Genomic DNA, 16,260 nt, shown 5'->3' with positions numbered 1-16,260 from the left:
CGTCAGGAAATCTCACATGAGCCGTTCCCTGCTTCCGCCGCTCAATGCGCTGCGTGCGTTCGAGGCCACCGCCCGTCTCGGCGGCGTCGGCCGCGCCGCACACGACCTGCATGTCACCCACGGTGCGGTCAGCCGGCAGCTGAAGCTGCTGGAAGACCATCTCGGCCTGGCGCTGTTCCAGCGTACCGGTCGCGGCCTGCGCCTGACCGCTGCGGGCACGCGGCTGCAGGCAGCGTGCAGCGAGGCCTTCGGCGGCATCGAAGACTGCGTGCGCGAACTGCGGCGGCCGGCGGCGGACCCGGCGCTGGTACTGGGCTGCAGCGGCAGCGTGCTGGCGCGCTGGATGATCCCGCGCCTGCCTGCGCTGCAGGCCGCCCTGCCCGGCGTGCGCCTGCAGTGGTCAGCGCTGGATGGCAGCTTCACCGAGGCGCAGGCGGCACTGGATGCGGTACTGCTGCTGGCACAGGGGCCGTGGCCCCGGGGCTGGCAGGTGCGTGAGCTGGCCCCGGAGCGGGTCGGCGTGGTGGTGGTCCCGTCACATCCGGCAGCGCAGCGCCTGCGGCAGGCACCGCCCTCGGCACTGCTGCAGGAGACGCTGCTGCACACCAGCTCACGCCCACAGGCATGGCCGGCGTGGGCGCAGGCGCATGCTCTGGACCCCGCGAAGCTGCAGCTGGGCACGGCCTTCGAGCATCTGTACTACCTGCTGGAGGCAGCGGTGGCCGGGCTGGGCCCGGCGATCGCACCCGAGCCACTGGTGGCCGAGGACCTGGCCGCCGGGCGACTGGTCGCGCCGTGGGGGTTTGCCGCCACTGGTGGTTTCTGGGTGCTGGCGCGACCGGACGGACCACCTGATGCGCGCGTGGATGCGCTCGCCGACTGGCTGGGCCAGCAACTCCGCTGACAACAAAAAGGGGACGGAGGGAATTAAGTCGCAAGTGGCACAAACGACTTGATTCCCTCCGTCCCCTTTTTTCAGCTGGCGGTCGGTGTGGCCAGGCGCTGCTGCAGGTCTTCGCGCAGGCGCGACAGCTCCGCTTCCGCCTGCTGCCGCTGCTGCATCCCTTCGCGATGGATGCTGCGCACTTCTTCCACCGTGGCGATCAGCTGGTCGTGCACATGGCGCAGCGTGGCCACGTCGATCACGCCACGCTGGTTGCTGCGCGCGGCATCCACCGAGGCCTGGCGCAGCAGGTCGGCATTGCGGCGCATCAGTTCGTTGGTGGCGTCATCGATGGCCGTGGACAGTTCGACCGCAGCCTTCTGTTCGCCCAGCGAGAGCTGGATGGCGAACTGGCGCTTCCACGACGGAATGGTGATGTCGCGGACGGTGTTGAACTTCTCGATCAGCTGCAGCGCGTTGGCCTGGATCAGGCGGATCATCGGCAGCGACTGATCGGCCGCATGCTGCATCAGCTGCAGGTCGGACACGCGCTTTTCGAGGAGGCGGATCGCGTTGTCGACTTCGCTCTGGCGGATGCGCTGCTGCGGATCCTCACTGCCCTGCCCGGCCAGCTGTTCGGCCTGCAGTTCGGCCAGCCGCTGCTTGCCGGCTGCCGCATACAGTCCAAGCGCACGACGTTCTTCGCGGACGATGTCGTGCATGCGGTCGAACTCGCCCACGCGCTTGCCCATCAACGCCTGCTGCACGCCGACGTCGGCCAGCAGCTGTTCGATCTGCGCGTTGGTGTCGCTGAACTTCTGCACCAGCTCGCCCTTGGAGGCGCGCATGCGGTCGATCAGGCCACCGATCACCGGCACCTTCGAACGCTGGGCGAAGCCGTCCAGCTTCAGGCTGCGCGCGATGCGCACCACCTCGCCCAGCTTCTCGCCACTGGCATCCAGGTCACGATTGCGGACCTGGTCCAGCAACTGGCTGGAGAACGCGGCGGTGCGCGTGGCCGCCTCGCGGCCGAACACCTGCAGGTTGCCCGGGCGCAGATCGTCCAGTTCCAGACGGATCTCGGCGATGCGCGGCAGATCCTCGCGGACCAGCCCAAGCGCCTGCAGTGCACCTTCGTCGAGCGCAGTGGCGGTGGTCGTGCCGGGTACGAGGGCACCGGGGGTCTGGCTGTCCTGGGTCATCGGGCAGTCTCCTTGCAGTTGGGTAAGCGGCAGCGGCGGCCGGCTCAAGGCAGTCTAGCCTGAGCCGCGGCCACCTCGTCATCGATCTGTGCGTGCAACGTGGCAGCCTTGCCGGCCAACGCAGCGCCCGCAGCGGCCTGGCCCGCCAGTGCAGCCTGCCGCCAGGCTGGCAGCAGCACGTCATGGATGCGCGCGAAGCGTTGCAGCAGCATGTTGTCCTGGTCCTGCAGCAGCTGCCATTGGCCGGCTTCCAGGCGGCGCAGCGAGGCCAGCCGGCGAAGATGGTCCAGCCGGTGCGACAGCGCGGCCTGACCGGCGATATCCAGCGTCGTCAGCCGCGACGCAGCCAGTTCGGCCCAGCCGTCCAGCGCCGCGGCCGCCGCGGAATGCTCAACGATGGCCATGGCCCGCAGATGCATGTGCTGCTGCAGGTGCTGGGCCTGCTCACGCGCCTGCAGGGCCAGTACGCCCAGCTGCGACTGCAGCGCGTGCCCTTCTGCTTCGCGAGCGACATCGCGCCCCAGCAGCCGTCCCCACCAGCCTTCCTGCTGCCGGATCTGCGCCGGGTTGCCGGCCTGCAGGGCCAGCGCGATGCGCGCAAGCGCAGCCACCAGGCGCTCGCCCGCACCCGGTGGCAACGGCGTTTCGCGCCGCGCCAGCGCCTGCAGCAACGGCGCACCATAGTCGGCCAGCGCAGCGACATCGACCGTATCCGGCAGCATCGGTGGCGGCAGTGGCACGCGCGTGGTCACGGCAGCGGCGGCGGCTTCGGCGTGGATGCCGGCATGCCATCGCCGTCTTCCGGTGGCAATGACTCGCCGTAGAAGTGGCGCATCAGCGCCTCATCCAGCGCCCGCTCCTCCGGCGTCGCGGCGCGGCGCACGCGCGCGCGCTGCGCCACCACAGCGCTCGGCGTGCCCCGCTCGACCTGCTGTCGCGCCCAGCCGGCGAACGCGGCCAGGGTCTGCGACACCTGCACCTGCTGCGCCTGCGATGCCGCCAGCAGCTCCACCAGCGGCGCCAGGCCCGCCTGCAGGTCTTCGGCCAAGGCCATGGCCGGCACGCCGGGGGCTGCCGCGACCGGCGCCGGCGCAGCGGCCGGACGCGCCTCTGAAAGGCGATGCAGGGCCTCCAGCAGCGCCGGCCACGGCGCCGGGTCCGCAACGGCGATCGCTTCCGGCGCGGGCGGTGGCAGCTGCAGCGCGGTGGCGATATCGGCCAGCTGCGCCACCACGCGCCCGCCGACATCGCTGTCGTCGGCCCCCATGGCCTTGTTGCGCAGGAAGTCGCGCTTGATCTGTGCCCAGCGCTGCGCCTGCGTGTCATCCAGTACGCCGCGCAGTTCGGCCAGCTTCAACAGGTTCTCTTCGGCACCGGTGGTCAGCAGCTGCGCCTCGCCCAGGTAGTGGTCGGAGATCAACTGCTGCAGTTCGTCCTCGTTCATCACCGGGGAGATCTTCTCGGCCAGCTTGTTCATGTTGCGGTAGCTGCCCTGCAGGCGGAACGGCGGCTCGGTGCGGTAACGGTCGTCCTGTGCGGCACTGGCGATGTACTGCTGGTTGACCCGGTAGACCACGTCGCGCACACGCAGCATGCGCTGCAGGGTGGCGGTGATCTCGTTGATCTCCGCGCTGCTGTAGGCGTGGCTGAGGCCGTTGGTCGAGACCTCCTTGCCCATCGCGCGGTCCACCAGCACATACAGGTCGGCCATGTCGCGCGTGGCCAGCGGCGCCAGCACCGGATTGGAGGTCAGGCTGTTCTCGATGTAGCTGAGGGTGAAGGCGGCCTCCATGCCACCCAGCACGTCACCGAGGTTGTAGATGTCGGCACGGTTGGCCAGCATGTCCGGAATCTTGAACACCTCGCCGGACTCGGTGTACGGGTTGCCGGCCATCACCACGCAGAACTTCTTGCCGCGCATGTCGTAGGTGCGTGTGCGACCGCGCCACACGCCCTCGATACGGCGGGTGCCATCGCACAGCGAGATGAACTTCTGCAGGAACTCGGGATGGGTGTGCTGGATGTCGTCCACATACAGCATGGTGTTGTTGCCCATTTCCAGCGCCAGGTTGAGCTTCTCCAGCTCCTGCCGCGAGGTCGCGTCCGGTGCCTGGGCCGGGTCCAGCGAGCGCACCTCGTGGCCCAGCGCCGGGCCGTTGATCTTCATGAAGACCAGGCCCAGCCGGTGCGCCACGTATTCCATCAGCGTGGTCTTGCCATAGCCCGGGGGCGAAATCATCATCAGCAGGCCCATCAGATCGCTGCGCTTGTTCTCGCCGACCGTGCCCATCTGCTTGGCCAGGTTGTCACCGATCACGCCCAGGTAGACATCGTTGATCAACTTGTTGCGTACGAACGAGGACAGCGGCCGCGCCTTGAACTCGGAAAGCCGCAGGGTCTCGCGCTCGCGACCGATGATGCCCTGGCGCAGCGCCTGGTAGGCATGGAACGCTGGCACGAAATGACGCAGGTGCTGCTGCAGGCGCGCGAGGAAATCATCCAGCGATACCACCAGCGTGCCATTGCTGATGCGTGCGTGTTCACCCAGCAGGCCATTGACCTCCGCCTGCAGTGCGGCATCGCTGGTACGGGTGCGCAACTGGCGCTGCACCAGCAGCAACGCGGCGGCTTCGTCGACATAGCCGGCATGTTGGGCATGCGCCGGCATCCGCGCCACTGCGCGCAGCCACTGCCCAGCCAATGACCAACGCGTAGCCAGCGGATCCTGGCCGCGCTGCAGGGCACGCTCGACCGCCTCACGCTGCCCCGCCTGCTCCAGCTGCTGGGCCAATGCCTCCAGCAGCGCCACCGCGTGGCGGCTGCTGCTGAACACCGGATCGCCCGCCGCCAGTTCTTCGCCCAGATAGGCGGATGCAGCCTCCGCGGCATCGGCATCGAACGGCAACGCGTGGGACTGCGCATACGCCAGCAGCGCCTCGGCCATTTCTGTGCGCAACGCCAGACGCCCTTCGTCGGACCCCAGCAGGCGTGCCAGCGCCTCGGCGCCCACCTGCCGCGCCGGCCATTGCGCCACCGCTTCGCGCCGCTGCTCGGCGGCCCAGAACAGCAACGCCAGCGCACGCACCCGCGGTGCATGGCGCAGGCTGCCGGCCGCCTGCTGCAAGGGCAGTAGCGCACGCAGGATCAGTGCCGCATCGTGGTCATGGATGCCGCGCTCGTAGCCTTCGCGATAGCGTGGTGCGGCGAACGCACGCACACGCTGATCCAGCGCTTCCGGGTTGGCGACGTCGTGCTGCAGCGCAGCCAGATCGAGGCCATCGCGCCCCTCCTGCGCGGCCAGCAGCAGGCTGCCGGCCAGATACTCGCCGCGATACAGCGTGGGCGATTCCGAGTCGAGGGTGACCGGCCAGAACGGCTTGAGTGCGTCCAGCTCCGGATCGTGCAGGGTCTCCAGGAAGTCGGTGCCGGTCAGATGGATGGCCAACGTGTCGCCACGCGGCAACAGGGTCAGGTCCAGTGCCTGCGTATTGACGCTGAAGCGATGGCGCGGGCCCAGCCGCACCACGTTGCCGCCGGCTTCGTACAGGTCACTGCGGTCGCGCAGCTGGCGCACCGCCTGGTCACGCACGCCTTTCAGCCGCGCCTCGATGTCGTCGGCCTTGACGTTGTCGTGCAGCGCGCGCAGGCGCTCGGCCAGCTCACGCAGCTTGAGGATCAGCGGATCACCGGCAAAGAACGCGTTGAGCTCATCGGCGGTGGCGAAGCGCTCGGTGCGCCTGGCCAGGCCGTCGAGGATCCGATTGGCCGCATCCAGTACCGAACGCGCCTTGCGCTGGCGGTCATCCAGCAACGCCTGCTTGCGCGTTTCGAAGGCCTCGACCAGCTCTTCGCGCTTGCTCAGGATGTCGCCGAGGAACTGCTCGTGTTCGCCGAACTGGCTCTCCAGTTCCTCCAGCTGCACCAGCAGGCGTGACAACTGCTCGTCGGCACGTTCGGGGTCGGTGGACAGCGCCAGCGCGCTGGTGATCGACTGCGAGAACAGCGCGAACTGGGCGGCGAACTGCGCCACGGCCTCGGCCGAACCGAGTGACCTGCGGCGCTGGTCAGCACGCGCGCGCGCCTGGTTGAGGCGACCGTACAGCACCGAGATCGACTCGACCACGCGGGTGCGGGCAGTGGCATCGTCCACCTTCAGGCCGGCCATCAGCTCGGACAGCATGTCCAGGTCGGACGCCATGCCACGCAGGCCTTCCAACTGCTCGTCCAGCTGGCGCGCCGTCTGGGCCTGCTGCGCGGCGTCATCCAGCGCCTGCAGGCGCGTGGCCAGCGGCGCCAGCGCTTCCTCGCCCGCGAGGAAGTCTCCGGTGGCGGCGCCAACACGGTCCTGTGCCTCCACCAGTTCGACGGTCATCGCCTCGATGCGCGCGGTGTCGATGTAGCGCAGCTCGCGGAGGGTCAGCAGCCGCCCGCGCAATGCGGTGATCGCGTTGAGGGCCTCGACGAAGGCCTGCACCTCGCTCCAGTTCTGCGGTTGCAGCCGGCCCAGCAGCGCCTTGTGCGCGGCCTCGGCCTCCAGCATCGCCTGCGCCGATTGCTGACGGATCGACTGCACCTTCTCGTACTCGTCCAGCACCGATTCGCCGGTCGCGCTGATCTGCCGCAGCAGCGCCTCGGCGCCATCGCAGGCCGCGTCACCCAGCCAGTGGTGCGCATCGAACAGACGCCGCGTATCGGCCACCAGGCGCTGGTAGCGCTGTACCGACACGTCCTGGCCATCGATCTCGCGCGCCAGGTTGAACAGGTTGGAAATGCCGCGCACCAGCTCGGCGTTGCCGATGCGGCCCATGAACGTGTTGCCGGGCGGCCGGTTGGCGGCGAACTCGTCACTGCTGAACGGCGTCTGCCAGACCTGCATCGGATGGATGCGGGTCGGTTCGCTGCCCTCGGCATGGAACAGCACCATGCGCCCGTCCTGCATCAAGGCGTAGCCATGGCCGAACACCGGGTTCTGCAGCACGCGCTGGATGGTGTTGTAGACGAACAGCGCCGAGCGCCCGCCTTCGCGCTCGTAGAAGATGTACAGCACGTCCTCGCCGTTTGGCGAACGGATGCTGCGCTTGAACTGCATGCCGGCCATCGAGGCATCAAACGCCTTGTGCTCGCCGCCCTGCAGGTAATAGCCACCCGGGAAGATCACGCCATGGTCTTCGGGTAGCTGCACGCAGGCCTGCACGATCGCATCATTGCGCACGATGCCGCCGGTCAGCGTGTTGTAGATCAGGCCGCGCCATTCGGTCTCGCGGTACGGCAGCACCTTCAGCAATACCAGCGAGCCGACCCGGGCGAACTCGAAATGGGCGTCGTCCAGCGACTGCGTGCTGTCCTCCACGGGTTCGCTGTAGATGCCCTGTCCGGTTTCGGTGTTGTTTTCGACCTTTATGGTGAGGTCGCCGCCGGTGGTCTCCACGAACAGGGTGTCGAGGATGTTCAGGTGCGAATGGCGGCCGTTGACCGCCAGGTCGCGGGTCGCCCGGGTCCATTCGAAGTCGAACGGTGGCGGCAGTGCGATATCGCGCTCACCGCGCGCATCCAGGTAGGTCAGCTCGCCCTCGCGCGACAGCGCCCAGCGGAACACGCGCACGTCGCTGCTGCGCTCGCCGATCTGGAACGAGGCCAGCAGCTTGTCGCCAACCACGATCAGCTGCAGCAGGCGCGCGTGCTTGTAGTAGGCATACAGCTCGTTGAAATCGTGCACGAAGCCGGGCTGGTCGAGAAAGCTGCCCTTCAGCTCCAAGGCAGCGACGTCGTAGCCATCGCTGCCCTGCACCAGCCGGTACAGGCCGAACACATCCTCGATGCGGGTCTGGGTCTTCAACCCGATGAACACGTTGTAGCCGAACAGCAGGCGGTCCGGGCCCACCTGCACGATGTCACGGCCGACGCAGTTGTTGTCGCTGCGGATGCGGAAGCGCCCGACCACCTCCAGGCGGCTGTCGCCGAACTCGGCCAGGCGCTGGCGGTTGAGTGTTTCGGCCAGGCCCTGCAGGCGCTGGCCCTGCTCGGCCAGGCGGCGGCGCAGGACTTCGTAGGCGCCGCCCTGGGCGACAGCCTGGTCGACGGTGCTGCCGCCGGCCTCCGGCGCAGTGGATTCGGCGGACGGATGGGTTTCAGACATCAGCAGGTTTCCGGCTCACGGGCGGACGGCCGCGGTTGCGGCCGGCGCGGGCGGGCGATGGCGGCGGCCATCGCCCGATGCATCAACGGGCGCTGTCGACCACGGTAGCCGACACGGTCGGTACCGCTTCAGCATCCTCGGCGATCTGGCGCGGCGCCGGTTCGGCCACGGCCACGCCCAGGTAGCGCTGCATCAGCTCCTGCACGATCGGGCTCTTGCCGGCGAAGCCTTCGATCGACTTGCCCAGCGACACCGCCTTGACCAGGTTCTCGAACATGCCGCCGTCGCCGCCGACCAGGTCGATATCGGCGTTGCGCAACGCGCTGGCGATGACATTGGCGTTCTCGCGCGAGACTTCCTTGCCGGCTTCGATCGAGGCCAGCGCCTGCTTCAGGCTGTTGTCCAGCATCATGCGGAACTCTTCATGGCCACGTGCCTGGTCACTCAGCGAGGCGATGGCTTCGAACTTGCGCACCAGGCCCTCGGCCTCGGCCAGCAGCTTCTTCTGCACCACGCCGGCTTCGGCATTGCCCAGCGACTCGGTGGCGGTGGCACGGGCCAGGCCCATCTTTTCCTCACCCTGCGCCTGCGCCTGCAGGGTCTCGGCCAGAACGCGGGCTTCGTTGCTGCCCTGCTTCAGGCTGGCTTCGGCCTTGGCTTCGATCACGCGCGCTTCGGCAATGCCGACCTTCTCGATGGCCAGCGCCGAAGCTTCACGCACCTGCGCTTCGGCCAGGCCCGGCGCTGCCTGTTCGGCACGCAGAGCATCGGCCAACAGGCGCTTGGCTTCGGCCTGCTTGCCGGCCGCTTCATGCTCGGCCTGGGCCAGCGTGGTCAGTTCCACCGCGCGATGCTTTGAAGCGGTCTCGCGCGCCTGCGCTTCCTTGACTTCGCGCACCAGCGCTTCCTGCGCCTTGGCCTCGGCTTCCAGGATCAGCACCTGCTTCTGGCGGTCGGCCTCGGAGACTTCGCGCACTTCCTTGATGCGCTCCTCTTCCTGCGCCACGGTCTTGTCGATGGAGATGCGTTCACGGGTGATGTTGGCCACGTCCATCTTGCCCTGCTCGACCACCTTGTCACGCTCCACGCCCTGCAGCTGCACTTCACGATCGGTGGTGACCTGCTCCAGCTGGCGTGCGCGCTCCACGCGCTCGGCCTCGATGGCCACGGCACGCTGGCGGTTCTGCTCGGCCACTTCCACTTCGCGCAGGCGGTTCTGGTCGCGGATCTCGATCAGCTGCTGCGCTTCGATGCGGGCGTTCTCGGACAACTGGCGCTGCTCCTCCTGCACCTTGGCGGTCTCGGCCTCCTCGCGTGCGCGGATGGTCTCGATCTCACGCTTCTGCCGCGCTTCGGCTTCGGCCTGCTGGCGTTCCAGGGCCAGCAGCGCTTCGCGCGCTTCCACGTTCTTCTTGGTGATGGCGAGCTTCTCGTTCTGCTCCAGCTCGTTGGTCACCACGTTCTGCGCGGCGGTCAATTCGGTGATCTTGCGGATGCCCTGCGCATCGAGAATGTTGAACTGGTCCAGCAGCGATTTCGGGGTCTGCTCCAGGTAGTCGATCGCCACGTCCTCAAGGACATAGCCGTTCAGATCATTGCCGATCACCGCGATGATCTCGTCGCGGAACTCCTGGCGCTTCTCGAACAGTTCGGTGAAGTCGAACTTCTTGCCGACCGTCTTCAGCGCTTCGGAGAACTTGGCGTTGAACAGCTCGTCGACGGCATGCTTGTCCGATGCACGGTCGGCACCGATGGCCTTGGCCACCCGCAGCACGTCGGCCTGGGTCTCGTTGACCCGCAGGTAGAACGCCACGGCGATATCGGCACGCATGTTGTCGCGGCAGATCAGGCCTTCCTTGCCGCGGCGGTCGATCTGCAGCGTGATCAGGCTGATCCGCATCAGCTCGGCGCGGTACAGCACCGGGATGATCAGCGCACCGGTGAAGTGCACCTTGGGCGTGGAGCTCATGTCGTTGACGATCAGGGCCACGCCCTGGTCGACCTTGCGGTAGAAGGCCTTGAACAGGCCGGCCAGGCCGAGCAGTGCGACCAGCAGCACGGCTACGCCGATCAGGAAGGGGGCCATGGTTGCCAACGTCATCAGTGATTCTCCTTGTTGCCCGGAAGCAGGTTGTCCTGGAAGTCGAGGGCGACCGCGTCGGCGCGGACCACCCGGTAATGGTGTTGATCAGCCACGTGTTCGACCAGCACGATGCGCTCGCCACGCTGCAGTTCGATCTCGCTGCGCACCTGCAGCACCAGTCCGGCGCCGCCATCGTCGAAGGTGGCGTGACCGCTGCGGGCATCCACCTTCGGCGAGGCAACCACGCCGGTACGCCCCAGCAGCGAGGCCTGCGCCACCGGGCGCAGGCGCAGCAGGAACCTGCGGACGGGGCGCAGCAGCAGCGCGGTGAACGGCACCGCCGGCAACGGCGCCAGAAGGGCCACGACCGCACCGATGGCCCAGCGCAGCAGGTCCGGCAGCGGCAACAGCACGAACAGATGGACGAAATAGGTGACGATCCAGGCGAAGAAACCCAGCAGCGTCACCACAAGCATGAGGGGAACCCCACCCAGGCCCCAGCGCGCCAGCAGCGCGGACAGTCCCTGCAGCTCATGTGGGTCGCCATGCAGTGCCCCATCGGCGCCGGCATCGCCAAACCCGTCGTCGACCAGGCCGAAGGCCGCCAGTGCCCAATACAGCACCGCCACCGCCAGCACGATGCTGTACGGCAGGGTCGGGAAACCGAACACGACGGTGAGGAACTCCTGCATCGCTTGCCTTCCTGGGCTGTGGGCGGCGGCCGCCCGTTCGGGACGCGCCATGCACGTCCCGTCGATCCCCGCGCCGACCCTCATGGCAGGCGCGCTTGGGTCCATCCTATGTGAAGAATGCGTGCAGGCTCAAATCCAGGTCCAAATCACGGCAAATAGTGACGCCAATCACTCAAGAACCGTGCAATCGGCGCGGCGCACTTCCTCGACGAAGGTGCGCATCTTATCGCCGTCCTTGATGCCCGGCTCCAGTTCGATGCCACTGGAGACATCCACGCCCCACGGCAGGGTACCCAGCACCGCGTCGTAGACGTTTTCCGGGTTCAGGCCACCGGCCAGCAGGAACGGGCGATGCAGGCCGGTCGGAATGCGGCCCCAATCGAAGGCCACGCCGGTGCCGCCACCGCCGCCCGGCGCGTGGCTGTCGAACAGGAAGCCGGCGGCGCTGGGATAGCGCAGCTGCAGGGTGCGGGCGTTGATCTCTTCACGGCCGCCCATGGCGATCGCCTTCAGGTACGGCATGTTGAAGCTGCGGCAGAAGCTCTCGTCTTCCTCGCCGTGGAACTGCAGCAGGGTCGGTCGTACCGTGCGCAGCACCTCGCGCACTTCTTCCTTGCTGTTGTTGCGGAACAGCGCCACCACGTCGACCATGGGCGCGATCGCCTGGCGCATCGCGCGTGCCTCGGCCGGAGCGACCCGGCGGCTGCTTTCACGGGCGAAGATGAAACCCACCGCGTCCACGCCCAGCTCACCGGCCAGGCGGACGTCGCCGGCCCGGGTCATGCCACAGAACTTGATGCGTGTGCGGTAGTAGGAACGGCTCATAGCGTGACCTCGGCGGGCAGGTGCCAGTTGTCGGGGTACAGGGGCCCAAGGAACACCAGGCCCTGCGGCGGTGCGGTGGGACCGGCTACGGTGCGATCGCGCCCGGCCAGCAGTTCGGCGATCCATTCCACCGGCTTCTCGCCACTGCCCACCAGGATCAGCGATCCGACGATATTGCGGACCATGTGATGAAGGAATGCATTGCCCTGCACGGCGACCTCGATCACCTCGCCCTGGCGGCTGACCTGCAGTGACTGCAGCTCACGCCGGGCGTGCAGCGCCTGGCACTGCACCGAACGGAACGCGCTGAAGTCGTTCTCACCGAGCAGGGCCTGGCCGGCGGCGTGCATCAGGGTCTCGTCCAGCGCGCGGCGCTCCCAGCTCAAGGTCTGCCGGTCCAGCGCGGGCCGCACTTCGCGGTTGAGCAGGCGGTAGCGGTAGCGGCGTGCGCGCGCGGAGAAACGCGCGTGGAAATCCTCGGCCACCGGCACGCACCAGCGCACTGCGATCGAGCGCGGCAGGCGGGTGGTAGTGCCCAGCATCCACGCGCGCGGATCGCGCAGCACGTCGGTATCGAAATGCACGACCTGGCACTGGCCGTGCACGCCGGCATCGGTGCGGCCAGCACAGACCACCTGCAGCGGCGCATCGGCCACCGACGACAGGGCCTGCTCAAGGCTGGCCTGCACGCTCGGGCCACCCTCGCCCAGGTTCTGCCAGCCCCTGAAATCGCTGCCGTCGTACTCGACGCCAAGCGCGTAACGCATGTGCTACCTCAGATGTTGCGGGAGGGGCGGCGCTCAGGCCGGATCGCGTTCGGACCACACCGCCAGTTCGTTGCCACCAGGCTCGACGAACTGGAAACGGCTGCCGCCGGGGAAGGAAAACACCGGCCTCACGATCTCACCGCCAGCGTCAAGCACCGCTGCTTCGATCGGTGCCAGCTGGTCAGCGTACAGCACCAGCAGCGGGGCACCGGCATCGCTGGCACGCAGCGGCTGGCCGCGGAAGAAGCCGCCCTGCAGGCGGCCGTCGTCGAACGCGGTGTAGTCGCTGCCATAGTCTACGAACGACCAGCCGAACGCCTTCTCGAAGAAGGCGCGGCTGGCTGCAGGATCCGTGGAAGCGAATTCAACGTAGTCGATGCGGCGCTCGCGGCTCATGGCACGGTCCTTGTCGGCAGGGTCGATCACGGCAGGCGGGCCAGCAGTTCGCGGGCCTGGGCCTGGCAGTGCAGGTCGCCGCCCTCGGCCACTTCCTGCAGCAACGTACGCGCGGTCTGGGCATCGCCCAGGTCGAGGTAGGCGATGGCCAGCTCAAGGCGTTCCTGCCCGGCGCGCGGCGCCCAGCCGGCATCGCTGGCCGGCGGCGCAGTACCGTCTTCATGCGCCGCCGCGGCCAGCGCGTCATGCGGCGCTGCGCCCGAAGCCTCGCCGTCATGGTGCTCGGCCGGCAGGTCGAACACGCCGCGGAACTGCGGCTGCTGTTCGGCGTGCAGCGCGTAGTCCGGCACTGCCACCTCGCCAGGGGCCGCCTGCGCGAGCGGCTCATCCTGCGCGGCGGCGGCCGGCGCGGAATCCTCCTGCGTGGCCACCGGCTCGTCCCAGCGCGGCAGGTCGGTCACTGCCTCGGGCAGCTCCATCACTTCGTCATCGCGCAGCGTCTGCGCCTGCCAGTCAGCCTGGGCGGCGACGTCGGCGACCGGTTCGGCAGCCACGTCATCCTGCCCCCCGGTTTCGCTCGCCCAGGCCGGCATCGCCGGCTCCTGGCGGCCCGCTTCGGGCACCGCCGACGACCACGAGGACTGCTCGGCCAGCGTATCCAGCGCCGCGCCCGCCGGTACCGCAGCGGTCAGGCCGGCGGCATCGTCTTCGTCGCGCAGCGGCGGCAGCGGCGATGGCTTGCGACGACGCAGCAGCCAGGCTGCACCGGCCGCCAGCAGCAGCACCGGCAGCCCCAGCCAGTACCACGGCGTTGCCGCATCGCGGGTATCCGGTGCCTGCGCCAGTCGCTGCTGCGCGGCGGCCAGGTCGTTGTCCTTCATCGCGATCAGCGACTGCTGCTGTTCCTTGAGTTTTTCCAGGTCGGCGACGCGCTGCTTCAGCTCGCCAATCTCGGCATCGCGGGTCGCGATGTCCTCGCGTGCCTGGCGCAGTTGTTCGTTGCCCAGCATGTCACCCTCGCTGCCGGCTCCAGTGCCGGTGGTTGTGCCCGCGCGCGCGGCGTCGGAAGCCAGCGCCGGAGCGATTTCAAGTCGTGCCCCATTGGCCGCGGCCGGGGAAGAAGCGTTCGTGGTTGCCGCCGCGGCCATCGGGGCGACGGTACCCGCCGGTTGCGGCACGGTGCGCGCCTGCCGCCACTGCGCTGCATGCTCGCGCACCAGCGCTGCGGCCTCGGCGGCATCGACCGCCGCCAGTGCATCGCTGCCGGGCATGCGCAGTACGGCGCCTTGCTTGAGCAGGTTGACGTTGCCGCGGATGAAGGCCTCCGGGTTGGCCCGCAGCAGGGCGATCATCGCGCGGTCGCGGCTGACCTGGTTGCCGCGGGCCACCGCGCTGGCGATCTGCGACAGGGTCTGCCCACGCTGGACGATGACGCTGCCATCGGCTGCCTGCGCGGCAGCGGGTGCAGCCCCTGCACGCGGGCGAGCCGATGCAGGTGCCGGCGCTGCCGCAGTGGACGGCGCAGGTGCGCTTGCGCTCTCCGCAGCGGCCGGTGCCGGTGCAACGTCACGGACGATGGTGTTGGAGAGGGTACCGGCCGGCGCGACGATTTCCGGTTCGGCCACCGCCAGTGCGCTCGAGGGCGCATCAACCAGTGCCGAGTATTCGCGCACCAGGCGGCCCTGGCCCCAGTCGGCCTCGATCAGGAAGCTCAGCGACGGGGTTTCGACCGGCGTCTGCGAGGTCACCCGCACCACCGCCCTGCCCTGCGCATTGCGGGTCAGTTCGAACTGCAGCTCGCTGACCAGCCCGGCCGGCCGCTGCAGGCCGACGCGTTCGAAGGTGACCGCAGAGGCCAGCGCGACGCGCAGGTTCTCCAGTTCGGATGGATCGGCCGAGACTACCGGGATTTCGGCCAGCAGGGGCTGGCCCGGCTTGGACAGGACACGGATGTCACCCAAGCCCAGGGCAAGCGCCGAACTGCTGGCCAGGGCCAGCAGCGCGGTGGAAAGATAGAGGAGCGGGCGCTTCGCGCCCCTGGCCCGTTTATTCATGGGCGACACTATAAAGCGTGCGGACCGGGGTCCGCACCCACCGAGGGGACCTTCGGTAGCGCCGGCCGCTGGCCAGCAGACACGCACGCCCACACATCACGGCAATGCCGGCCAGCGGCCGGCACTACCGGTGAGGCAACCGCTGTGATCAGCGCTGCTCGGCGGCGACCAGCTCGGCCAGCTGCACGGCGTTCAGGGCAGCGCCCTTGCGCACGTTGTCCGACACGATCCACAGGTTCAGGCCACGCGGGTGCGACAGGTCCTCGCGGATGCGGCCGACGTACACCGCGTCGGTGCCCGAGGCGTGGGTGACCGGGGTTGGGTAACCACCGGCCTCGTGACGATCCACCACTTCGATGCCCGGCGACTGCTCCAGCAGCGCGCGCGCTTCAGCGACGGTGACCTTGTCGCGGGTCTCGATCGCCACCGACTCGGAGTGGCCGTAGAACACCGGCACGCGCACCGCGGTCGGGTTCACCAGGATGCTGTCGTCGCCGAGGATCTTGCGGGTCTCCCAGATCAGCTTCATCTCTTCCTTGGTGAAGCCATTGTCCTGGAAGTCATCGATGTGCGGGATCAGGTTGAAGGCGATCTGCACCGGGAAGCGCTGCGGATCGATCTCCTGGAAGCTGAGCAGCTGGCCGGTCTGCTTGCCCAGTTCCTCCATCGCCGAGCGGCCACCGCCGGACACCGACTGGTAGGTGGACACATTGATGCGCTCGATACCGTACTTGCGGTGCAGCGGCGCCAGCGCCACCAGCATCTGCATGGTCGAGCAGTTCGGGTTGGCGATGATGCCGCGCGGACGGTTGGCGACCTGTTCCGGGTTGACCTCGGACACCACCAGCGGCACGTCATCGTCGTAACGGAAGGCCGAGGAGTTGTCGATCACCACCGCACCGGCGGCGGCGAACTTCGGTGCGTATTCCTTGGACACGCTGCCGCCAGCCGAGAACAGCGCGATCTCGACACCGGTCGGATCGAAGGTGGCCAGGTCCTGCACCTTGACCTTCTGGCCGTTGAACTCAATCTCGCCACCGGCCGAACGCTCGGAGGCGAGGACGCTCAGGGTGCCGACCGGGAAATCACGCTCGGCCAGGATCGACAACATGGTCTCGCCAACGGCGCCGGTGGCACCGACGACGGCGACGTGGAAACTGCGCTGTGCATTGCTCATGGGGAACTCTCACGAAAACGGGAATGGGGGAAAACACGCACGACA

Annotated in this window: 11 protein-coding genes; 1 reads left to right on the top strand and 10 read right to left on the bottom strand. The window is 68.2% G+C overall.

Annotation, left to right across the window (positions count from 1 at the left end):
- The first annotated feature begins 16 nt into the window (after positions 1 to 16).
- The gene (locus ACM0PY_RS05260) at positions 17 to 904 is read left to right on the top strand and encodes a LysR family transcriptional regulator (RefSeq protein WP_180884595.1); all 888 of its coding nucleotides are present in this window, start codon (positions 17 to 19) and stop codon (positions 902 to 904) included.
- Between the two features lie 71 nt (positions 905 to 975).
- Here the strand turns inward: ACM0PY_RS05260 and ACM0PY_RS05255 are convergent, their stop codons facing one another.
- The 10 genes from ACM0PY_RS05255 to ACM0PY_RS05210 all read right to left on the bottom strand — a co-directional run bounded on the left by ACM0PY_RS05255 (position 976) and on the right by ACM0PY_RS05210 (position 16,215).
- Positions 976 to 2,085, bottom strand: coding sequence for a toxic anion resistance protein (locus ACM0PY_RS05255; protein WP_134972898.1), 1,110 nt, complete (start codon positions 2,083 to 2,085; stop codon positions 976 to 978).
- 44 nt (positions 2,086 to 2,129) lie between these two features.
- Positions 2,130 to 2,837 (bottom strand): hypothetical protein, encoded by a 708-nt coding sequence (locus tag ACM0PY_RS05250; RefSeq protein ID WP_111201689.1) that lies wholly within the window; start codon positions 2,835 to 2,837, stop codon positions 2,130 to 2,132.
- Entirely contained in the window at positions 2,834 to 8,221 is a 5,388-nt protein-coding gene (locus ACM0PY_RS05245) for a DNA repair ATPase (protein ID WP_180884593.1), read from the bottom strand. The genes ACM0PY_RS05250 and ACM0PY_RS05245 overlap by 4 nt, the downstream gene beginning before the upstream one ends.
- Before the next feature lie 82 nt (positions 8,222 to 8,303).
- Positions 8,304 to 10,322, bottom strand: a complete 2,019-nt coding sequence (locus ACM0PY_RS05240; RefSeq protein ID WP_005417967.1) for a hypothetical protein — start codon at positions 10,320 to 10,322, stop codon at positions 8,304 to 8,306.
- On the bottom strand, positions 10,322 to 10,996 hold the full coding sequence (locus ACM0PY_RS05235) for an OB-fold-containig protein (RefSeq protein ID WP_065179159.1): 675 nt from the start codon (positions 10,994 to 10,996) through the stop codon (positions 10,322 to 10,324). Before ACM0PY_RS05235 ends, ACM0PY_RS05240 begins: the two co-directional genes overlap by 1 nt.
- Before the next feature lie 168 nt (positions 10,997 to 11,164).
- Entirely contained in the window at positions 11,165 to 11,821 is a 657-nt protein-coding gene (locus ACM0PY_RS05230; RefSeq protein WP_065179160.1) for a phosphoribosylanthranilate isomerase, read from the bottom strand.
- Positions 11,818 to 12,588, bottom strand: coding sequence for a tRNA pseudouridine(38-40) synthase TruA (gene truA / locus ACM0PY_RS05225; RefSeq protein WP_065179161.1), 771 nt, complete (start codon positions 12,586 to 12,588; stop codon positions 11,818 to 11,820). The genes ACM0PY_RS05230 and truA overlap by 4 nt, the downstream gene beginning before the upstream one ends.
- Before the next feature lie 33 nt (positions 12,589 to 12,621).
- Positions 12,622 to 12,984, bottom strand: a complete 363-nt coding sequence (locus tag ACM0PY_RS05220; protein ID WP_049414720.1) for a VOC family protein — start codon at positions 12,982 to 12,984, stop codon at positions 12,622 to 12,624.
- 26 nt (positions 12,985 to 13,010) lie between these two features.
- On the bottom strand, positions 13,011 to 15,038 hold the full coding sequence (locus ACM0PY_RS05215; RefSeq protein WP_180884591.1) for a FimV/HubP family polar landmark protein: 2,028 nt from the start codon (positions 15,036 to 15,038) through the stop codon (positions 13,011 to 13,013).
- A gap of 148 nt (positions 15,039 to 15,186) precedes the next feature.
- Positions 15,187 to 16,215: an aspartate-semialdehyde dehydrogenase gene (locus tag ACM0PY_RS05210; protein ID WP_019660602.1), complete on the bottom strand. Its 1,029-nt coding sequence runs from the start codon at positions 16,213 to 16,215 to the stop codon at positions 15,187 to 15,189.
- Positions 16,216 to 16,260: the final 45 nt, after the last annotated feature.

The sequence above is a fragment of the Stenotrophomonas sp. BR163 genome, assembly GCF_047520985.2.
In the GTDB taxonomy this organism is placed as follows: domain Bacteria; phylum Pseudomonadota; class Gammaproteobacteria; order Xanthomonadales; family Xanthomonadaceae; genus Stenotrophomonas; species Stenotrophomonas sepilia.
This window is presented reverse-complemented; position numbering and strand designations above follow the sequence as displayed.

Bases quoted from the DNA above. Each gene is read 5' to 3' on its own strand.
- ACM0PY_RS05215 (WP_180884591.1), bottom strand. From the start codon at position 15,038: ATGAATAAACGGGCCAGGGGCGCGAAGCGCCCGCTCCTCTATCTTTCC.
- ACM0PY_RS05210 (WP_019660602.1), bottom strand. From the start codon at position 16,215: ATGAGCAATGCACAGCGCAGTTTCCACGTCGCCGTCGTCGGTGCCACC.
- ACM0PY_RS05240 (WP_005417967.1), bottom strand. From the start codon at position 10,322: ATGACGTTGGCAACCATGGCCCCCTTCCTGATCGGCGTAGCCGTGCTG.
- ACM0PY_RS05245 (WP_180884593.1), bottom strand. From the start codon at position 8,221: ATGTCTGAAACCCATCCGTCCGCCGAATCCACTGCGCCGGAGGCCGGC.
- ACM0PY_RS05220 (WP_049414720.1), bottom strand. From the start codon at position 12,984: ATGAGCCGCGAGCGCCGCATCGACTACGTTGAATTCGCTTCCACGGAT.
- ACM0PY_RS05260 (WP_180884595.1), top strand. From the start codon at position 17: ATGAGCCGTTCCCTGCTTCCGCCGCTCAATGCGCTGCGTGCGTTCGAG.
- ACM0PY_RS05230 (WP_065179160.1), bottom strand. From the start codon at position 11,821: ATGAGCCGTTCCTACTACCGCACACGCATCAAGTTCTGTGGCATGACC.
- truA (WP_065179161.1), bottom strand. From the start codon at position 12,588: ATGCGTTACGCGCTTGGCGTCGAGTACGACGGCAGCGATTTCAGGGGC.
- ACM0PY_RS05235 (WP_065179159.1), bottom strand. From the start codon at position 10,996: ATGCAGGAGTTCCTCACCGTCGTGTTCGGTTTCCCGACCCTGCCGTAC.
- ACM0PY_RS05255 (WP_134972898.1), bottom strand. From the start codon at position 2,085: ATGACCCAGGACAGCCAGACCCCCGGTGCCCTCGTACCCGGCACGACC.